General features: G+C 49.2%; 19 protein-coding genes, 1 tRNA gene and 1 pseudogene. 11 read left to right on the top strand and 10 right to left on the bottom strand.

Annotated features, from left to right (window positions below; translation table 11 throughout):
- From H8L47_RS16670 to H8L47_RS16645, 6 genes and pseudogenes are all read left to right on the top strand, one after another.
- Positions 1-308, top strand: a pseudogene (locus H8L47_RS16670) (bifunctional DNA primase/helicase); the annotation flags it as partial.
- Between the two features lie 18 nt (positions 309-326).
- The gene (locus tag H8L47_RS16665; RefSeq protein ID WP_186954705.1) at positions 327-473 is read left to right on the top strand and encodes a hypothetical protein; all 147 of its coding nucleotides are present in this window, start codon (positions 327-329) and stop codon (positions 471-473) included.
- Positions 470-625 (top strand): hypothetical protein, encoded by a 156-nt coding sequence (locus H8L47_RS16660; RefSeq protein ID WP_186954704.1) that lies wholly within the window; start codon positions 470-472, stop codon positions 623-625. Before H8L47_RS16665 ends, H8L47_RS16660 begins: the two co-directional genes overlap by 4 nt.
- Positions 603-815 (top strand): DUF7706 family protein, encoded by a 213-nt coding sequence (locus H8L47_RS16655; RefSeq protein ID WP_230413782.1) that lies wholly within the window; start codon positions 603-605, stop codon positions 813-815. Before H8L47_RS16660 ends, H8L47_RS16655 begins: the two co-directional genes overlap by 23 nt.
- Before the next feature lie 9 nt (positions 816-824).
- Positions 825-1,076, top strand: coding sequence for a DUF4224 domain-containing protein (locus tag H8L47_RS16650; RefSeq protein ID WP_186954703.1), 252 nt, complete (start codon positions 825-827; stop codon positions 1,074-1,076).
- Between the two features lie 47 nt (positions 1,077-1,123).
- Positions 1,124-2,143, top strand: a complete 1,020-nt coding sequence (locus tag H8L47_RS16645; RefSeq protein ID WP_222616568.1) for a tyrosine-type recombinase/integrase — start codon at positions 1,124-1,126, stop codon at positions 2,141-2,143.
- 129 nt (positions 2,144-2,272) lie between these two features.
- Here H8L47_RS16645 and H8L47_RS16640 read toward each other — a convergent pair.
- From H8L47_RS16640 to H8L47_RS16605, 8 genes are all read right to left on the bottom strand, one after another.
- A tRNA-Ser gene (locus H8L47_RS16640) sits at positions 2,273-2,362 on the bottom strand.
- Positions 2,363-2,403: 41 nt separating this feature from the next.
- The gene (locus tag H8L47_RS16635) at positions 2,404-4,422 is read right to left on the bottom strand and encodes a putative bifunctional diguanylate cyclase/phosphodiesterase (RefSeq protein WP_186954701.1); all 2,019 of its coding nucleotides are present in this window, start codon (positions 4,420-4,422) and stop codon (positions 2,404-2,406) included.
- A complete protein-coding gene (locus H8L47_RS16630) occupies positions 4,423-5,568 on the bottom strand; it encodes an HDOD domain-containing protein (protein WP_186954700.1) in 1,146 nt (381 codons plus the stop codon).
- Positions 5,569-5,886: 318 nt separating this feature from the next.
- Positions 5,887-7,146, bottom strand: a complete 1,260-nt coding sequence (gene hemW, locus H8L47_RS16625; protein WP_186954699.1) for a radical SAM family heme chaperone HemW — start codon at positions 7,144-7,146, stop codon at positions 5,887-5,889.
- Positions 7,143-7,733 carry an RdgB/HAM1 family non-canonical purine NTP pyrophosphatase gene (gene rdgB / locus H8L47_RS16620; RefSeq protein WP_186954698.1) on the bottom strand — a complete coding sequence of 197 codons (591 nt, stop codon included), beginning with the start codon at positions 7,731-7,733 and terminating at the stop codon, positions 7,143-7,145. Before rdgB ends, hemW begins: the two co-directional genes overlap by 4 nt.
- Before the next feature lie 26 nt (positions 7,734-7,759).
- Complete coding sequence (gene rph, locus H8L47_RS16615) at positions 7,760-8,497, bottom strand: ribonuclease PH (RefSeq protein WP_186954697.1); 738 nt, start codon at positions 8,495-8,497, stop codon at positions 7,760-7,762.
- Between the two features lie 3 nt (positions 8,498-8,500).
- A complete protein-coding gene (locus tag H8L47_RS16610; protein WP_186954696.1) occupies positions 8,501-9,436 on the bottom strand; it encodes a PP2C family protein-serine/threonine phosphatase in 936 nt (311 codons plus the stop codon).
- 91 nt (positions 9,437-9,527) lie between these two features.
- On the bottom strand, positions 9,528-10,541 hold the full coding sequence (locus H8L47_RS16605; RefSeq protein WP_186954695.1) for a serine/threonine protein kinase: 1,014 nt from the start codon (positions 10,539-10,541) through the stop codon (positions 9,528-9,530).
- 142 nt (positions 10,542-10,683) lie between these two features.
- On the opposite strand from H8L47_RS16605, the gene H8L47_RS16600 reads away from it, so the two are divergent.
- The 4 genes from H8L47_RS16600 to H8L47_RS16585 all read left to right on the top strand — a co-directional run bounded on the left by H8L47_RS16600 (position 10,684) and on the right by H8L47_RS16585 (position 14,973).
- Entirely contained in the window at positions 10,684-11,586 is a 903-nt protein-coding gene (locus H8L47_RS16600; protein WP_186954726.1) for a YicC/YloC family endoribonuclease, read from the top strand.
- A gap of 126 nt (positions 11,587-11,712) precedes the next feature.
- Positions 11,713-12,357, top strand: a complete 645-nt coding sequence (gene gmk, locus H8L47_RS16595) for a guanylate kinase (protein WP_186954694.1) — start codon at positions 11,713-11,715, stop codon at positions 12,355-12,357.
- A gap of 45 nt (positions 12,358-12,402) precedes the next feature.
- Positions 12,403-12,606, top strand: coding sequence for a DNA-directed RNA polymerase subunit omega (gene rpoZ / locus H8L47_RS16590; protein ID WP_186954693.1), 204 nt, complete (start codon positions 12,403-12,405; stop codon positions 12,604-12,606).
- Between the two features lie 264 nt (positions 12,607-12,870).
- A complete protein-coding gene (locus H8L47_RS16585) occupies positions 12,871-14,973 on the top strand; it encodes a RelA/SpoT family protein (protein WP_230413792.1) in 2,103 nt (700 codons plus the stop codon).
- Between the two features lie 9 nt (positions 14,974-14,982).
- On the opposite strand, the gene H8L47_RS16580 is transcribed toward H8L47_RS16585, so the two are convergent.
- Together H8L47_RS16580 and greB are read right to left on the bottom strand one after the other, a co-directional pair.
- Positions 14,983-16,335: a DUF3422 family protein gene (locus H8L47_RS16580; protein ID WP_186954691.1), complete on the bottom strand. Its 1,353-nt coding sequence runs from the start codon at positions 16,333-16,335 to the stop codon at positions 14,983-14,985.
- Positions 16,336-16,360: 25 nt separating this feature from the next.
- On the bottom strand, positions 16,361-16,909 hold the full coding sequence (gene greB, locus H8L47_RS16575) for a transcription elongation factor GreB (RefSeq protein WP_186954690.1): 549 nt from the start codon (positions 16,907-16,909) through the stop codon (positions 16,361-16,363).
- Between the two features lie 166 nt (positions 16,910-17,075).
- Between greB and H8L47_RS16570 the strand changes: the two genes are divergently transcribed.
- On the top strand, positions 17,076-17,723 hold the full coding sequence (locus H8L47_RS16570; protein ID WP_186954689.1) for a response regulator: 648 nt from the start codon (positions 17,076-17,078) through the stop codon (positions 17,721-17,723).
- Positions 17,724-17,740: the final 17 nt, after the last annotated feature.

The following is a 17,740-nucleotide window of genomic DNA, read 5'->3' as shown; positions in this document are numbered from 1 at the left end:
ACCATGTGCTCGTGCAGGAATTCTGGGAGGCGTTTGATTATCTGGATAACGGGGATATGTCGATCTTGAATCATTCGCGTGACCCGTCTTTGATTGCAGTCAATCTGAATCATTTCCTGCAGGTGGCAACAGAGAAACGTCAGCAAGTACCGCCATTGCGCGACTTGAAAAAGGTGCTGAAGACGAGCGCACGGCGCAAGTTTATCGAAGCTAACAAGCCTATCTACAGTCTTGTACGGAACACACAGTCACCAATCGCCACACCGGCAACAACCGTTAGATGCTGGATTTTCCAGCGCGACAAATAACTATTGAAAGGACCGAATATGAGCTTTCGAGTCAAAGTAAAAACAGAGCTGGGCGAGTTTCAATACTTCGCTATCGCCCAGGAGGCCTGCGCGGTGTTCGACGCTGTCTATGATTTTTTTGGTGCTTGTGGCGTTACCGTGAACCCTGTGAGGGGTGGCAAATGATTGTTGCTAAACATCGGATTTTGCAGGTGTTCGCTATCACCTATGCACCAGGCAAGGCCAACGCGGCCCGCTTTGATGAAGTTGCCCGGCTGTTGGGTATCGATGCTGAAACAGTGGAAGTAATCGTGAATGAAAACGTGGGGGTGCAGTGAAATGAGAACGGTGAAAATTACTTCATACATGAATGCGGATCAGGCTGAGGCGTTGGCGCAGTTTTTTAAGCGTATCGGGTTTTCTGAATTTAAACAGCTTGCAGTCAGTATTGATGAAGCCTATTTGATGCAGGAAGGTGCGCTGAAGGTGGCTGATGGCCTTGCTGACAATGGCTTTGCACCTCGTTGATTGATTTATATGAGTTCAATTTTTGAAACAAAGGTGGAGTCGGAGACGTTGACCAGCGATGAGCTGGCAAGTATCACCGGCTGCACGCGCCGGCACGACCAGGTAGCCTGGCTTAAAAGTAATGGCTGGGTTTATCACTTGAAGCGGAACGGGGAGCCAGTCGTTGGCCGCTTGTATGCACGCTTGAAGCTGGCGGGCGTGAATCCTGCCAGTTTTGCGCCTGCAGCGCCTTGGGTGCCTGATTTTTCTAAATTATCTTGATTTTTACTATGAGACCAAAAACTACGTCGCGGACATTGCCACCAAAAATGCTAAAACGAACTAAGAAGCTGAAGAGTGGCAAACTTTGGACAAGTTATTACTACAACGGGCGCGATGAAGTCGGTAAGCGATTGGAAATCCCTTTGGGTAAGGACTTGAACGAGGCCAAGCGGAAATGGGCTGAACTGGAGTGTGTTGCTGCGCCGGTTGAAACTGGCCTGATGTGTCATATTTTTGACCGCTATGAGCGGTTTATCTTGCCGGATAAGGCACGAAGCACTCAGAAAGACAACGCTGACTCAATAAGGCAATTGCGTAAAGTGTTCGACTCAGCGCCTATTGATGCTATTACGCCGCAAATGATTGCTGCTTATAGAGACGTGAGAACGGCGAAGATCCGCGCAAACAGGGAATTGGCGTTGTTGTCGCATATTTTCAACATTGCGCGAGAATGGGGATATACCGCACAAGAAAACCCTTGCCGTGGAGTGCGCAAGAATAAGGAGGAGCCCAGGGATTTTTACGCTTCAAAGGATGTATGGGAGGCTGTATACGCCCTCGCCTCCTTCGAGTTACGTGATGCGATGGATATGGCCTATTTAACTGGTCAACGACCAGGCGACGTGCTGCGCATGCTGGAGACTGATATTCATGACGGTGCACTGCATGTCAAACAAGGCAAAACCAAGAAATTTTTACGGATCATGCTTGATATCAATGGCGTGCGTTCGGAGCTGGGCCTTGCCCTCGATCAGATTCTTGCACGGCCGCACCGCATTAACAAATCTTATATTGTTACTACGGAACAGGATCAGCCTTTGAACAAATGGACCTTACGCTTGCGTTTTGAGAAGGCCAGGTCGTCTGCAGCGGAAAAAGCCCGGCTTGATGGAAATGAGCACCTTGCTGGCAAAATTGAAAAGTTTCAATTCAGGGATATTCGATCAAAAGCGGCCAGCGAAATCGCGAGTTTGCACGATGCCAGCAAATTGCTTGGACATAATGACAAACAGATCACAGAAAAAGTGTATCGCCGTATCGGTGAAGAGGTCAAACCGACCCGATAAATACGGGGGTTGCGGAGATCGTCTCCGCAACTCAGACCAATTTGCGCATTTTGAACGCTTGGCGGCCGGGCAATAATAATTGCTGAAAATAAAAAAGCCCTTGATTATCAAGGGCTTTTTCGTATTCGTTGGCGGAAGCTGTGAGATTCGAACTCACGAAGGCTATAACACCTCGCCAGTTTTCAAGACTGGTGCATTCAACCGCTCTGCCAAGCTTCCGAGCCTGATAGTATAACCTGAGTGACGGGCATGAGCAAGGCTCAAATGTCGAAATGGAAGTTTTTATCCAGTAAAGCAATCAATTGCTGGGGGCTGACGGGGCGGGAATAGAGGTAGCCCTGCACTTCGTCGCAACCGGCGTTGATGAGAAAAGCCAGTTGTTCGCGGGTTTCTACGCCTTCGGCGATGACTTTGTGCTTGAGCTGCTTGGCCATCATGATAATGGCGCTGGCGATGGCGCAGTCGTTCTGGTCCGTCGGGATGTTGAGGATGAAGGAACGATCTATCTTAAGCGTGTCTATCGGGAATCGCTTTAGGTAGGACAGGCTGGAATAGCCGGTGCCAAAATCATCGAGCGCCAGGATGACGTTCTGGGCGGTGATTTGCTCCATGATGGCAATCACGCTCTGCGTGCTGTGCATGAGCATGCTTTCGGTGATTTCCAATTCCAGCCATTGAGGTGAAATCTGATAGCGTTGCAATGCTTCCTTAATGCGCATCGGCAGGCTGTTGGTGAACTCTCTTGCTGTGACATTGACTGCGATGCGGAATGGCGCTATGCCGCTGTCTTGCCATTCCTTGGCCTGGGCACAGGCGGTTTCCAGTACCCAGGCATCTATTTGCAGGATCAGGCCGGTTTCTTCTGCGACGGGGATGAATTCTGCCGGGGAGATCAAGCCTTTTTCCGGGTGTTGCCAGCGCAGTAAGGCTTCAGCACCGATGATTTTGCCGCTTTGTATATCAACTTTGGGTTGGTACTGTAAATAGAATTCTTGGTTTTCTAGGGCCTTGCGCATGCTGGATTCAAGATACAGCCTGCCAGCGATACTCTGGTTCATGCTGTCGCTGTAAAAAACAAAGCTGCCAGATACATTGCCTGCACTATGCTTGGCCTTATACATGGCAATGTCGGCTTTTTGCAGCAAGACATTGGCGTCGTTACCATCTTGGGGGAAGACGCTGATACCTATGCTGGCACCGACGCGCAACTCATGTCCAGAGACGATGAAGGCATCATTCAGGGTGTGCAAGAGTTTTTGTACCACCAGGCTGGCATGAAAATGCTGGTTGATGTCTAGCACGGCAATGGCAAATTCGTCGCTACCTAAACGGGCAACGATGTCGTTCTCGCGCAAGGTAAGCAAAAACCTGGCGGCGACTTGGCTTAGCAATTCATTGCCAATATCGTGGCCCAGGGTGTCGTTGATGAGTTTGAAGCGGTTCAGGTCCAGGAAGATGATGGCGGCACTGGTGTTATTTCTTTGTGAATGCAGTAGCGCATTATCAACCAGTTGGCGGAACAGGCTGCGGTTGGGCAAGTTGGTGAGGCCATCGTAATAAGCCAGGTGATTAATCTTTTGTTCTGCTTCTTTGCGTGCAGTGATATCGCTGAGGTAGCCTATGATGCCTATGGGCAAACCCTGGGCATCACACAAGGGAGAAAGATTGAGGCTGGCCCAGAAAACCTCACCTGATTTTTTCTTGCGGCGCACTTCCATTTCACGACCGCCGTGCTCAAGGAAACTGTCATACATTTTCATGCCAGTTTCATCTTCACCGTCATACAGAAACAGGATGTTCTTGCCTATCACTTCTTGCGCAGCATAGCCAAACAGCTTTTCTGCACCACGGTTCCAGCTCAGGATAAAGCCTGCCAGATCCATGGTCACAATAGATTCATGGATTTGATCGATGATCTGGGTCTGTTGCCATTGGGCCTGGGCAGATGCCTGCATTTCCTGGTCAAGTTGGGCACGTCTGGAAAATAACTTGGCCGTGAGGCTGGCAAGTGTATTTAATTTTGCGAGGTCGGCTTCGTTGATGTGCCCTTTTTTTCCGGACAAGATGTAATAGGTTTCAGGCGATGTCATGCATAACACGTCGTCGCGTGCTTTTTGCGCATCGATCTTCCCGTGTTTGAATGCAGCATCAGCACCATGGAAAACTTCTTTGACTATGCGATTTAAAGCGGCGTCCAGTTCTTCACCTTGCAGGCACAATGCTGCCTCGCCAAGGCTGGCACCGACTTCCAGTTCATCTATCGCAGGCAGTCTGGTCATCTACATGTCCTGACAAACCTGATTAACCCACGCATAGGCGGTGATCACGCATTCATAATAATCGTCGGCACTCAAGCCAAGTTCCTCAATCAAGCCAGGAGTAAAGTCCTTGTATGGCCGGTCAGCCTTCTCGACCAGATCCAGGCTCTTGCCCAAGGCACCTATCTTTTGCAGCAAAGCGCTCAACACTTCAGAATTCAGGTTCAGTGGTTGCAAGACTTCAATCAAAGGATTGCCAAACAATTTATCCAACAAGGAAAACATACCAACCATGAAGGCACAATCCAGTTCATCTTTACTGCCGCCACGTTTAAGGCAAATTGCTTCCATCAGGCTGGCGCGAAAAGCAGCGCGTGGCATTAAAGGATTTAACCCACCATGATGATCTTGCTGGCGGGCGTACAACAATAATTGCAGCCATCTTTGCAATTGCCTGCGCCCTAGCAAATTAATGGCCTGACCAAAGCTGGATACGCGCACGGTTTGTGCAAAGGCAGCGGAACTGACCAGCTTGAAGAGCATGAATGAGAGTGTCGCATCCTGCTTGAATAGTTCTTCCAACTCTCGCGATTCGGCATCGCGAGCAACCAAACCCAACAGCTTGAGCAGGCGGGTCCTGGCTGTTGCATCTGCGGCCTTGTTGTGGACAGGTGGATTAAATGCATAATCGCCTGAGAACCACTTAAAGCCAGCTTCATCGGCTTGCGCCAGCAAAGCTGAATTTGGCAAGTTTTGCGCTATATGATTGCCGCCATGCAAACGTATCATCAAGGGTTTGACATGCGCTGGAATGTCTTTGCTGCAGTCAACGCTAATTTCTTTTGCACCCTCCCAGATGGCATTGGTCTCAATATCATCAATAACGACACGTGCCCCATGAGAGCTGAAATACTTGAGCCTGGACTGTGTATCTTTATCGTCTGTCGATCTGGAGGGCACAGAGAACAGTACGCGCGCCAAAGGCAAGCGCGTATCAATGTCTGCCGGCACAAGAACTGGATCTGGAACCCCGATCAAAACTGAAATGCCAGTGAGTTTGGCGAAAATTTCTTTTTCTTGCAAAAACTGGAGGATGCCAATCACTTCACTGACAGGCAAAGCGCCAAAGTCAGCTTGTAGGGCAAGCAATTGTTGCTTGCTATTCATTACAGGCAAAAAAGTGCCAATTCCACGGGCCAGTGTCATAAAAAACGGACTTAAATTGTTACAAAAATTGGTACAGATATTAGTTTGGGAATTAACCAATTGCAACACAATTTAAAGCGGCAGGTGAGGTTTTTTGATGCTTTTTGGAGCTATCTGACACAATTATCGGAAAATGGGCGCTAAATTGCTGTACTGGTGATTTTGCAGCAGATCGTGCAAACACTGCTAGCTACCTATCAGCATAGAAGATATTTTAGATTTCACCAATAAGACAAGTAGCAAATATGTTATGCCTCTCGATTAATGCAGGTGCTTGACTTAGTCGCCACCAAGGAAAATTTGTTGCAGGTCATTTAAAAATTGCTTGCCCAATGGCGTAGGACAAATAATTTCATGATCGCGATAAAGCAAGCCTTTATGCTCTGCAATCAATAGTTCTTTTTCTATTGTGTTGAGCAACATGCCTGTGCGTTCCTGGAACAGGTTGACCTTGAAACCCTGCTGCAAGCGCAGTGCATTCAACATGAATTCAAAACCCATTTCATCCGTTGGGATTTCAAGCGACTCTTGCACGCAATTACCACTGGCAACTGCATCCATATAGGCCCTGGGTTGCTTATAGCGCGCCTGGCGTATCACACGATGTGGGAAGGAGATTTTTGAATGCGCACCAGCACCTATGCCGAGGTAATCACCAAAGTTCCAGTAATTCAGATTATGTTTTGATGCCCTGCCCGCTTGTGCGTAGGCGGAGACTTCATAATTGCCAAAGCCTGCTGCCGCCATGCGACCGTGAATAATATCCTGCATTTCTGCGCTCAGGTCATCATCGGGTATGGCTGGCGGGAATTTGGCGAAATAGGTATTTGGTTCTAGCGTCAGGTGGTATAGCGACAGATGCGGCGGCGCGAAAGAGATAGCTGTTTCCACATCTTCCCTGACTTCTTCCAGCGTCTGACCTGGCAAGGCAAACATCAGGTCGAGATTGAAATTGTCAAAATTCGCCTGTGCGATTTCTATCGCGCGACGTGCCTCGTCACCATCATGAATGCGTCCCAAAGCTGCCAGATGTTTGGAGTTGAAGCTTTGTATGCCTATAGATAAGCGATTGATGCCGCTTTGACGATAAGATCGAAATTTTTCTGCTTCAAAAGTACCAGGATTGGCTTCCATGGTGATTTCTGCGTTGCCATCCAGTGGCAACAGCGTACGCAGGTCTGAAAGCAAGCGATCAAGACCTGCCGCCGACATCAGGCTGGGAGTACCGCCACCGATGAAGATGGTGTAGATCTTGCGCCCCCAGATCAGAGGCAATGCAGCCTCAAGATCGGCGCGCATGGCATCCAGGTAGGCTGATTCGTCAAAGCTGCCTTTAACTTCATGCGAATTGAAATCGCAATAAGGACATTTGCGCACGCACCAGGGGAAATGGATATACAGCGATAGCGGCGGCAACTGGGTCAGGTTCAGACTACCTGGTGCAAGATACTGGCTGGCCACATCACCGGGGATATTCGATAAGTCCGGTGATTTTTTTTGTACAGGCTGGCTTGCCGCTATGGGCTTGATGGGTATCATTTCAGTTTTTCTACAAGGGCGCGCAAGGCTCGCCCACGGTGCGACAATTGATTCTTTTCTGTTGCTGCGAGTTCGGCCACAGTCTTGTTCAAACTGGGAATGAAAAAATGAGGATCGTAGCCAAAACCATTGTCACCACGGGCATCCGCAATAATTTCACCTGCCCAGACACCGTCAGCAATCACAGGCTGAGGATCAAACTCTGAGCGCACAAACACCAACACACAATAATAATAGGCCGACTTGTCTGCTACGCCAGCCAAATCTGCGATGAGTTTTTGATTGTTGCGCAAATCAGACTTGGGCTCACCTGCAAAGCGGGCAGAAAGCACGCCCGGCGAGCCTTGCAAGGCATTGACGCAGATGCCGGAGTCATCGGCCAGTGCTGGCAAGCCTGTCAGGCGGGATGCATGTCTGGCCTTGGTCAGGGCATTTTCCACGAAACTGGGATATGGTTCCTCAGCCTCCGGCACTTCAAATTCAGATTGCGCCCTGAGGTCTATACCCAGCGGCGACAATATCTGGTAAAACTCTTTGAGCTTGCCCTGATTATTCGAAGCCAGGACTATTTTCTGGTTTTTACTCATGCTTGTACTTATGTTTATGCTTACAATCAGCTTACCTGCAAACCCAATACTTCTTTTTGCAAGGCGATCAAGTCAGTGATGCCGTCGTGCGCCAGATTGAGCAAGGTATTCATTGTCATGCGGTCAAACGCTTCACCTTCCGCCGTTCCCTGCACTTCCACAAAGTGGCCGTGCTCTGTCATGACGACATTCATGTCGGTGTCACATTGTGAATCTTCAGGATAATCAAGATCCAGTACAGGATGTGACTGATATACCCCCACCGAAATCGCAGCAACAAAATGCCTGAGTGGTACACGCGGGATGAGTTCACGTTCTACCAGTTTGGAAAACGCATCGTATGCGGCAACCATGGCACCAGTGATGGATGCTGTACGGGTGCCACCATCAGCCTGAATGACATCGCAATCAATATGCAGCGTGCGCTCGCCAAAGGCTTCAAGATCAAAGGCAGAACGCAGGGAGCGCCCTATCAGACGCTGGATCTCTTGCGTGCGGCCAGATTGCTTGCCCTTGGCAGCCTCCCTGTCCATGCGGCTATGAGTGGAGCGTGGCAACATGCCATATTCTGCAGTCATCCAGCCTTGTCCTTTGCCTTTTAGGAAACCTGGGACTTTATCTTCGATACTGGCTGTACATATGACTCTGGTATCACCAAATTCGATGAGGACAGAACCTTCGGCATGCTTGGTAAAATGGCGGCTGATAACCACCGGACGCAGTGCGTCCGGTGCGCGCCCACTAGGGCGAAATGAGTTTGACATGATTTAATTCTTAGAAGTGATGCGTGATGATTTGTGTATCGCGTTGCGAATTTCTGCTATGGCTTTTTCAATTTCCGCATCATTGAAAACATCGCCGTCTGTGACTTCCATTTCAGCATCGATTGGTGCCTGTATGGTAGTGGTAACAGAGCCGATAGGTAAAGTATTGGTAGAGATGATGGTGGAATTATCCATGCGATCATCGCCTTCCCACATCATGGCAAGGGCTGTGACGTTATCGCTTTGCTTGCCAGCGATATCGACAGCTGAGCGTATCAACTCGGGCACCGCACGCACGATGGTGTGATCATGAAGGCGCTGGGCCAGCATATGGTCAGGCAAGACTGACCACAGGCCATCAGAACACAGCAATAACAAATCGCCAGGCTGCAAAACAGCACGACGCGATAATTCAACGATAGGTGCGTTGGGAGCGCCCAGGCAGTTGAACAACTTGTTGCGGTCAGGATGGGTATGTCTTTCCGCAGGATCGACTTTGCCTTGGGCAATCAGAGTTTCCAGACGGGAGTGGTCCTTGGTACGCAATAAAATCTGCCCCTGGCGCATCCAGTACAAGCGTGAATCACCACAATGCGCCCAATAGGCATAGCCATTTTGTATGAGGCAGGCAACGATGGTGGTACGCGGTGTTTCCGGCAAATTATTGATGGCGCGGTAACGATGTATCTCTTGATGGGCAGCCAAGAAGCTGTCTTCCATGAAGCGCTCAGGCCGTCCTATCATAGGGTGAGCCTGTTGCTGGAACAAATTGCCTATGGTTTGCATGGCGATGGCAGCGGCCATTTCGCCCATGATATGACCACCCATGCCGTCCGCCAGCAAAAGCAAAATCGAATCGCGGGTAAAGCTATACCCCATCCGATCCTGGTTAACCTTGCGGCCACCAATATGACTTTCTTGATAAACGGAAAAACGCATGAGATTTTAAAAACTTATGAAAACTATTAATATAAACAAAACAAAGGATAAACCAATATAGGTTACCCAGGGTTTTGGCCAAAAGCGGCATTCAATTCAGGGTGCTTTCCTGTATCGTGGTATGGTCGCTTTCTACTTTCTTTCTCTTGCCACTGCCAATCAGGGTCTTGAATTTCAATGTCATTTTCTCTATGAAAGTCAATTCGCGCTGTGGCTGCGCCTGAATAGCCAGGGCTTTTTGCAAGGCAAATACACTTTGCGGCCGCTCCAGTGGATCAAGTTGCAGGCACCAGCGTACGACCTCGATCAGTTCTGTGGAGTATAAACCTTCCAGCTTGCGATAATGCCCTTCCATCTTGTCGCTGGTCTTGCGCTGATCTGAGGGTTGTGGTGGCGCACCAACCATACAGGCAAAAATCGAGGCACCAATGCTGTATATATCAGTCCAGGGACCAAGATTGCCATTCTTCAGATACAACTCTGGCGCGGCAAAACCAGGAGTATACATTGGGTAGAGCTTGGGGATGTCGGTTTTCAGGGTTTGACGGGCTGCGCCAAAATCCAGCAAGATCGGTGTGCCGTCCAAACGCAGATAGATATTCGCAGGCTTCAGGTCCAGATGCAGCAATTTATTGGTATGCACTTCACGCAAACCGTTCATGACCTGGTTGAACATACGACGAATGAATCGTTCTGACACCAACGGCTTTTCACCTTTGTCGCGACGGCGCAGGATATGTTCTTGCAGTGAGCGGCCAGATTCATAAGCCATGACCATGTAGACGGTCTCATTGGCCCTGAAAAAATTGATAACACTGACCACATTAGGGTGAGAGATACGTGCCAGTGCACGCCCCTCTTCAAAGAAACACTTCAAACCTATCCGATAAATCGGCAGGTTTTCATTGGAAATAGCCGGAACCAGCTCGCCCTGTTGGCGTAATGCCAGGGAACTTGGCAAATATTCTTTAATTGCAACTGCGTTGCCATCTTCATCAGAAGCCAGATATACAATACTAAAGCCACCGGACGCAATTTTCTTTACAATGCGATATCCGGCGATTTCCAGTCCATCTGGCAGAGGTGCGTTATTTTGTGCGGCCATCAATCTTCCAATTCACTATACAAAACGGATTGTGTTGATTATTGCGGTATTTGTAAAGAATATCCTAGTGTCTAATGCGCAATTTTGCCAATCTAATCCACAGTTCGCGCTTTTTTAAGGAAATACCTTGAGCATTTTTAGCATGACAGGTTATGCCACCAGCACTAATGAAACCGATGCTGGCACCATCACTATTGAGATCAAAAGCGTCAATTCTCGCTTTTTGGACCTGCAATTTCGTATTAATGACGAGTTTCGTTCGGTTGAGTCGCAGTTTCGCGAAGCGATCACGCGCAAGCTGGCGCGCGGCAAAGTGGAGTGTCGCTTCAGCTTTGGCAAAAAACTGACAGAAACACACAATAAGAGTCTTAATACAACTTTACTTGAGCAGCTTTCCAGTTTTCAGGCTGGCCTCAAGCCGCAGTTTCCTGATGCCGCTCCGCTGAGCACGAATGAGATCCTGCGCTGGCCTGGCGTTATAGAAGAAAGCGAAATCAATGCTGAATTCTTGCAGACTGCCATTAATGACACTATCAACAAGACGCTTGAAGCATTTATTGTTAGCCGTGAACGTGAAGGAGCAGCACTGGAACAAGTACTGCTGAGCCGTATTGCGGCCATGGAAGAAATCGTCACCCGAATCACGCCGTTGATGCCGCAGATCGTCCAGCAATTCCAGCAAAAAGCCACTACCAGGCTGGAGGAGGCACTGGGGCTGGCCCTACAATCAGGCGGCAGCAATGCTGGCCAGACTATTACGCGTGAAGAAGCTTTGGACCGCATACGCCAGGAAGTGACCATGTATGGCATTCGCGTGGATGTTGCGGAAGAACTGGCGCGCCTGTCTGCCCACCTGACAGAAACCAGGCATATCCTGAAAAAAGGCGGCCAAGTCGGTAAAAGACTGGACTTCATGATGCAGGAACTGAATCGTGAAGCGAACACTTTAGGCTCCAAAGCAGCATCCAAGGAATTGTCTGATGCTTCCATGGAATTGAAGCTATTTATAGAACAAATGCGCGAACAAGTACAAAACCTTGAATAAACAGGCGCATTTGCTTATACTCGCGCACTCTTTTTCTTGGGAAATGTTTCGAGATAAAAACGGGCTGTAAATATGCTCGTCCCTTTGCCTTGTAAATAAACTCAATAACCACACTGGAGGAATCTCATGCAAACCAATAATTCGACTGCCGGCAGTCTGTTTGTGGTGGCCGCCCCCTCTGGTGCTGGCAAGTCCACCCTGGTAAATGCCTTGCTGGCGCAGGAACCTGCCATCAAATTATCGATTTCCTACACCACCCGTCCGCCACGCCCTGGTGAACAAAATGGTCGCGAATACCATTTCACGACACCAGAAGATTTTCTGGTGCGCAAGGCTCAGGGAGAATTTCTGGAGTCAGCTGAGGTGCATGGCAACTACTATGGCACTTCACGTATTATCATTGAAGACCAGATGCGTTCGGGTACAGATGTTCTACTGGAGATAGACTGGCAAGGTGCGCAACAAGTCAGAAAACAATTTCCTGGAGCAGTTGGCATCTTCATCTTGCCGCCCTCCATTCCAGCACTGGAAGAACGTTTGAGAAAGCGAGGCCAGGACGAGCCGCATGTCATCACTAAGCGGATTTTGGCTGCCGGCGGTGAAATGGCCCACTCCCCAGAGTTCGAATATGTTATTATTAATCAAGACTTTGCAACAGCCTTGTCAGAATTGAATGCAATCGTGAAGGCAACACGCTGCCGATTTGCACAACAGGCAACACGCCACCATGAGCTGTTTGCCCAACTTGGCATTCACGCCAACGCGAATTGATTCGCAAATCCAATTTAGTTATCTAGTTTGTATCGAGGAAAAAACATGGCACGTATTACTATTGAAGATGCACTGAAACAAATCCCTAACCGCTTCCAGTTGACACTGTGCGCCACTTACCGCGCACGCCAATTGCTACAAGGCCATACACCCAAGGTTGACTCCAAGGACAAACCCACCGTCATCGCCCTGCGTGAAATCGCGGAAGGTAAAGTTGGCATAGAAATGCTGAAAAAAGTGCCAATGTAAGATACTGCATCTGCATTCTTAACCGCTACCTCTAAAAGCCTTTATCCGGTCGGGAATCACAGAATGAACCTCAATGATAGTTATTCATCTCTGGAAAACAAACCGGCCGATTCAGGTTCAGTCGCGCTGGCTGCTATACGCAGCCCAGCCAATGCTATCAATAAGCACAACTCCCATCTGGATGAGATAGACAGTGTTCGTGCGTCGTCAGCGAATACCGGCGTCGCTTCGATTACTGCATTGACTAATCGCGTCAGCGAGTACATGTCGGCCAGTGAACTAAAATTGGTCAAGGAAGCCTATCGCTTCTCTGATGAAATGCATCTGGGTCAGGTACGCAAATCTGGTGAACCATATATTTCCCACCCCATCGCTGTGGCTGAAATCTGCGCAGAATGGAAGCTGGATGTGCAAGCCATCATGGCCGCTCTTTTGCATGACGTGATGGAAGATCAGGATGTTAAAAAAGACGAGTTGATCGAACGCTTCGGCGCACCTGTTGCCACACTGGTCGACGGCCTCTCCAAACTGGAAAAGATAGAATTCCAGAGCCAGATAGAAGCCCAGGCAGAAAATTTCCGCAAGATGTTGCTCGCCATGGCGAGAGACGTGCGCGTGATTTTGGTAAAACTGGCAGACCGGCTGCACAATATGCGCACCCTCGATTTCATGTCGTCAGAAAAGAAGCGCCGCATCTCACGCGAGACCATGGACGTGTATGTGCCTATAGCACATAGGCTGGGCCTGAATAATATCTATCGCGAGTTGCAGGATCTGGCGTTTTCGCACCTTTACCCCATGCGTTACCGTACGCTGTCTAAAGCAGTTAAAGCTGCCCGAGGCAATCGTCGAGAAGTCGTTAACAAGATCATGGACGCGGTAAAGACCGCGCTGGCAGAAGCTGGCCTGAAAGCAGAAGTATATGGCCGCGAAAAAACCCTGTACGGCATTTACCGCAAAATGCATGACAAGCACCTGAGTTTTTCCCAGGTGCTGGATGTGTATGGCTTCCGCATCGTGGTCGGCGATTTTCGTGACAGTTATTATGCCCTGGGCAGTTTGCATGCCTTGTACAAACCCATGCCGGGCAAATTCAAGGATTATATTGCCATACCCAAGACCAATGGTTACCAATCCCTGCACACCACATTGATTGGCCCTTATGGTACGCCAGTGGAATTCCAGATACGCACGCGTGATATGCACCATGTGGCTGAATCTGGCGTCGCAGCACACTGGTTGTACAAGAATGAAGAAGGCAGCCTGACTGATTTGCAACAGCGGACTCACGCCTGGCTGCAGTCTTTGCTGGACATACAAAAACAGACTGGTGATTCTGCCGAGTTTCTGGAACATGTCAAGATTGACCTATTCCCCGATTCTGTGTACGTCTTCACACCAAAATCCAAAATTATTGCCCTGCCACGCGGAGCAACAGCTTTGGACTTTGCTTACACCATCCATACAGATATTGGTGACCAGGCGATTGCCACTCGCATCAATCATGAGCCAGTACCTTTGCGCTCTGAATTGAAAAATGGCGATATCGTCGAGATCATCACTTCCCCTAATTCGCGCCCGACACCAAACTGGCTGACTTATGTGCGCACAGGCAAGGCCAGGTCAGCAATACGCCATTACCTGCGCACGATCAACCTGAACGAATCAACAGAATTGGGCAAACAATTGCTGGCACAAGCACTAGTGTCGGTGAATCTGAATCCAGATTTGCCAGAGAGCCTGGTCGATAAATTGCTCAATGAATCCAGCGCCAAGTCTCTGGATGAAATCCATACCGACATCGGTATAGGAAAACGGATGGCTGCACTGGTAGCCAGGCATATCCTCGACCTGGTGGAAGATGATTCACCATCCATCCCTTTCCAGCAATATGGCGACAAGATCAGCAACAAGCGCGATCCAGTCATCATTTATGGCAGTGAAGGCTTGTCCGTGCAATTGGCAGCATGTTGCCTACCCATACCTGGCGATGGCATCGTCGGCCAGCTCAAGCGCGATCAGGGCCTGGTCGTACATACGGATGACTGTGAGCACGCCAAGCGCCTGCATATCAAGGAGCCAGACCGCTGGATCGACGTGAACTGGGGTGAAGACCTCAACCGTCGCTTCGATTGCCGCATTGCTGTGACAGTGACGAATGAACGCGGCGCCCTCGCCCGCATCGCCGCAGAAATTGGCGAATCAGACGCGAATATCAGCCATGTCAACATGGAAGACGGCGATGCCAATGACATGACCAATATTCACTTCACGATACAGATAGAAGACCGCACTCACCTGGCGAAAATCATGCGCAACATCAAGCATTTGACTGGTGTTACGCGGATAGTCCGAGAGCACGGTTAAAGAAGGCTGCTAGTGTATGGTCTTGTGCATTTTGCGCAAACCCCACCAGACCGCACCGGCAATCACCGGCAGCGATAAGCCAGCCAGAATATCCGGATTGATGGGCAGATCCATGGCCTTGAGACCCTTGCCTGCATAATAGACCAAACCTGTCACGTAATAACTGATCGCCACGACCGACAAGCCCTCTACCGCTTGCTGCAAGCGCAATTGCTGGCCAGCGCGGGCGTTCATGCTTTGCAGTATCTTGCGGTTTTGCTGTTCCTGAACGATGCCCACTCTGGTGCGCAACAAATCATTGGTATTGGCGATACGCTCTGCCAGCGTCTCCTGACGACGTACGATAGCTTCACAGGTATTCATGGCGGGGGCCAGGCGCCGGTCCATGAATTCACCTATGGTAGGCACCCCTTCTATCCTGAATTCGCGCAACTCGGCTATGCGTGACTGCACCAGCTTGAAATAAGCCTTGGATGCAGCAAAACGATAACTGTTTTCCAGAGCCAGTTTTTCAGTACGGGCGGCCAGGTCTATAATTTGCCGCAACAAGCTTTGCTCAGCATCGGTGGAATTAACCTCACCGTGACCATTAGCTGTCATGGTCATGGCTGCAGTCAGGGTAACCAGTTCACTTTCTATGTCATTCAACACGGGAGAAGCATTTTGCGCATGCGGCAGGCCCAGCAAGGCCATCATTCGATATGTTTCTATCTCCAGTAGTCGCTGCACAGTACGACCGGCTTGCTGATCCAGAAAGCCATTGTCCTTGACGACGAAGCGGCTGAAACCGTCAGCCTGGATCAGGAAATCAGTCCATACTTCGCCACGACTCAAAACTTCACACCCCACCACCACTCCACCCTCAAATATCTGCTTTACCGGCAAAGGAGGATTAAATGCCTGTGCGGCAGGAATAAGTGCCACATGGGTCGCCACCATGACTTTTTCTTGCAACTCAAACAACCATTGTTGCGGCAAATGACGAATTGGTGCATTCGCAAACACCTGCGCCAACTCGATTTCTGGCGAGACCTCGTTTTGCTGCTCGGCCTGGTTTTCTACAAAGGTATAGGTGGCAAATTCTGTATGGCATTCCCATTTAAGGCGGAAACGACCAAAATCATGGAAAAAATACTTGGCATCCCCTGAGGGACTGGCGACGGCAAAGTGCCGGCAAAAATCACCCAGTATGACTTGCTGCGTCAGCAGATTATCACCACCGAGATGAGCATCGCTCCGGGCAAAAATGGCCAGATGTGTTAATGTCTCAGGGGCATGCAGCCGCAACGAGGGTCTGGAATGGACTTCTGCCGCCAGCGGCACGCGCAAGGGATGATTGAGTTTGGAATAAGCAATGGACATGGGATTAATCGGGAAATTAGAAATCTTATGCCGGATAATTGACCTCAAGTATGGTCAACTCCTCGATTCCTCCTGGCGTCCGCAGCGTCACTGTATCGTCAACCCTGGCCTTGATGAGTGCTCTGGCGACAGGGGAAATCCAGCTGATCTTGCCTTGCAGGGGATCAAATTCATCTACGCCAACAATAGTGACGGTATGCATTTCACCATGCTGATTTTCATAAGTGACAGTAGCCCCAAAATAAATCTGCTCATACCCATGGTGTATGCGCGGGTCAAATACTTCTGCAAGATCAAGGCGCTTGGTCAAAAAACGGATGCGCCTGTCGATCTCGCGCAAGCGCTTCTTACCGTAGATATAGTCCCCATTTTCTGAACGGTCGCCATTAGAGGCGGCCCAGTGGACGATGTTAACGACCTCTGGACGCTCTACATCCATGAGTTGCAAAAACTCATCCTTCATGCGCTGATGCCCCTGGGGCGTCATATAGTTTTTAACACCGGCAGGAATAGCTGGCGCGCCGAATTCCTCTTCGTCGTCAGAATCTGGTTCTTTGATAAATGCTTTGCTCATTTCTACATTGTAATGGAGTTGACCAAAATAATTTTCTTTGTGGCACCGAAAGCCCACACTTAGCTTATAAAATAGACGAATACTTTGCTTGCCATTAGCATTCAATATCACTATAGATAGCTTGCTAGCTAATGTCAGGTCGACTGATTAAGAAAATGGATTTTGCATGACAGAAAAAGCATCAATTAATGTACTCATCGTCGATGATCATGCCGTCGTCAGGGAGGGGATAAAAAGCATTATCTCAACCACAACAGATATCGCCGTTATTGCAGAAGCAGAGGCTGGATTGGAAGCAATACGTCTGAGCCGCCAACTCGATTTCGAAGTCATGCTTCTCGATATTGCCTTGCCAGACAAAAACGGCATTGAAGTATTAAAGCAAATCAAATCTGAGAAGCCGGGTTTAGCTATACTTATGTTTTCTATACACAGAGAAGATCAATATGCCGTACGTGCGCTGAAGGCAGGTGCTTCTGGCTTTCTGAACAAGCAATGCAGCAGTACGCAGATTTTGGACGCGATACGCCAGGTAGCCCGCGGATTGAAATACATCAGCACGCAACTTGCGCAAGAACTGGCCAATAACCTGAATCAAGAACATGAAGATGCGCTGCACAAAACCCTGTCTGACCGTGAGTTCCAGACCATGACCTTGATCGCATCGGGAAAGTCTGTCAGCGATATTGCAAAAGAATTGTCACTTTCTGTAAAAACCATCAGCGAATACCGCTCCAGAATTCTATTGAAGATGAAATTGCGGCACAATGCTGAATTAACGCACTACGCCATTAAAAATCAGCTTGTAGATTAAACGGCAACATTGATGTC

It is taken from the genome of Undibacterium umbellatum (assembly GCF_014284125.1).
Classification (GTDB): domain Bacteria; phylum Pseudomonadota; class Gammaproteobacteria; order Burkholderiales; family Burkholderiaceae_D; genus Undibacterium; species Undibacterium umbellatum.
This window is presented reverse-complemented; position numbering and strand designations above follow the sequence as displayed.

Excerpts from the sequence above, each read along its gene's own strand:
- hemW (WP_186954699.1), bottom strand. The coding sequence starts at position 7,146 with ATGATACCCATCAAGCCCATAGCGGCAAGCCAGCCTGTACAAAAAAAA.
- rph (WP_186954697.1), bottom strand. The coding sequence starts at position 8,497 with ATGTCAAACTCATTTCGCCCTAGTGGGCGCGCACCGGACGCACTGCGT.
- rpoZ (WP_186954693.1), top strand. The coding sequence starts at position 12,403 with ATGGCACGTATTACTATTGAAGATGCACTGAAACAAATCCCTAACCGC.
- H8L47_RS16580 (WP_186954691.1), bottom strand. The coding sequence starts at position 16,335 with ATGTCCATTGCTTATTCCAAACTCAATCATCCCTTGCGCGTGCCGCTG.
- H8L47_RS16605 (WP_186954695.1), bottom strand. The coding sequence starts at position 10,541 with ATGGCCGCACAAAATAACGCACCTCTGCCAGATGGACTGGAAATCGCC.
- H8L47_RS16660 (WP_186954704.1), top strand. The coding sequence starts at position 470 with ATGATTGTTGCTAAACATCGGATTTTGCAGGTGTTCGCTATCACCTAT.
- H8L47_RS16585 (WP_230413792.1), top strand. The coding sequence starts at position 12,871 with ATGTCGGCCAGTGAACTAAAATTGGTCAAGGAAGCCTATCGCTTCTCT.
- gmk (WP_186954694.1), top strand. The coding sequence starts at position 11,713 with ATGCAAACCAATAATTCGACTGCCGGCAGTCTGTTTGTGGTGGCCGCC.
- greB (WP_186954690.1), bottom strand. The coding sequence starts at position 16,909 with ATGAGCAAAGCATTTATCAAAGAACCAGATTCTGACGACGAAGAGGAA.
- H8L47_RS16630 (WP_186954700.1), bottom strand. The coding sequence starts at position 5,568 with ATGAATAGCAAGCAACAATTGCTTGCCCTACAAGCTGACTTTGGCGCT.
- H8L47_RS16610 (WP_186954696.1), bottom strand. The coding sequence starts at position 9,436 with ATGCGTTTTTCCGTTTATCAAGAAAGTCATATTGGTGGCCGCAAGGTT.
- H8L47_RS16650 (WP_186954703.1), top strand. The coding sequence starts at position 825 with ATGAGTTCAATTTTTGAAACAAAGGTGGAGTCGGAGACGTTGACCAGC.
- H8L47_RS16570 (WP_186954689.1), top strand. The coding sequence starts at position 17,076 with ATGACAGAAAAAGCATCAATTAATGTACTCATCGTCGATGATCATGCC.
- H8L47_RS16665 (WP_186954705.1), top strand. The coding sequence starts at position 327 with ATGAGCTTTCGAGTCAAAGTAAAAACAGAGCTGGGCGAGTTTCAATAC.
- H8L47_RS16600 (WP_186954726.1), top strand. The coding sequence starts at position 10,684 with ATGACAGGTTATGCCACCAGCACTAATGAAACCGATGCTGGCACCATC.
- rdgB (WP_186954698.1), bottom strand. The coding sequence starts at position 7,733 with ATGAGTAAAAACCAGAAAATAGTCCTGGCTTCGAATAATCAGGGCAAG.
- H8L47_RS16655 (WP_230413782.1), top strand. The coding sequence starts at position 603 with ATGAAAACGTGGGGGTGCAGTGAAATGAGAACGGTGAAAATTACTTCA.
- H8L47_RS16635 (WP_186954701.1), bottom strand. The coding sequence starts at position 4,422 with ATGACCAGACTGCCTGCGATAGATGAACTGGAAGTCGGTGCCAGCCTT.
- H8L47_RS16645 (WP_222616568.1), top strand. The coding sequence starts at position 1,124 with ATGCTAAAACGAACTAAGAAGCTGAAGAGTGGCAAACTTTGGACAAGT.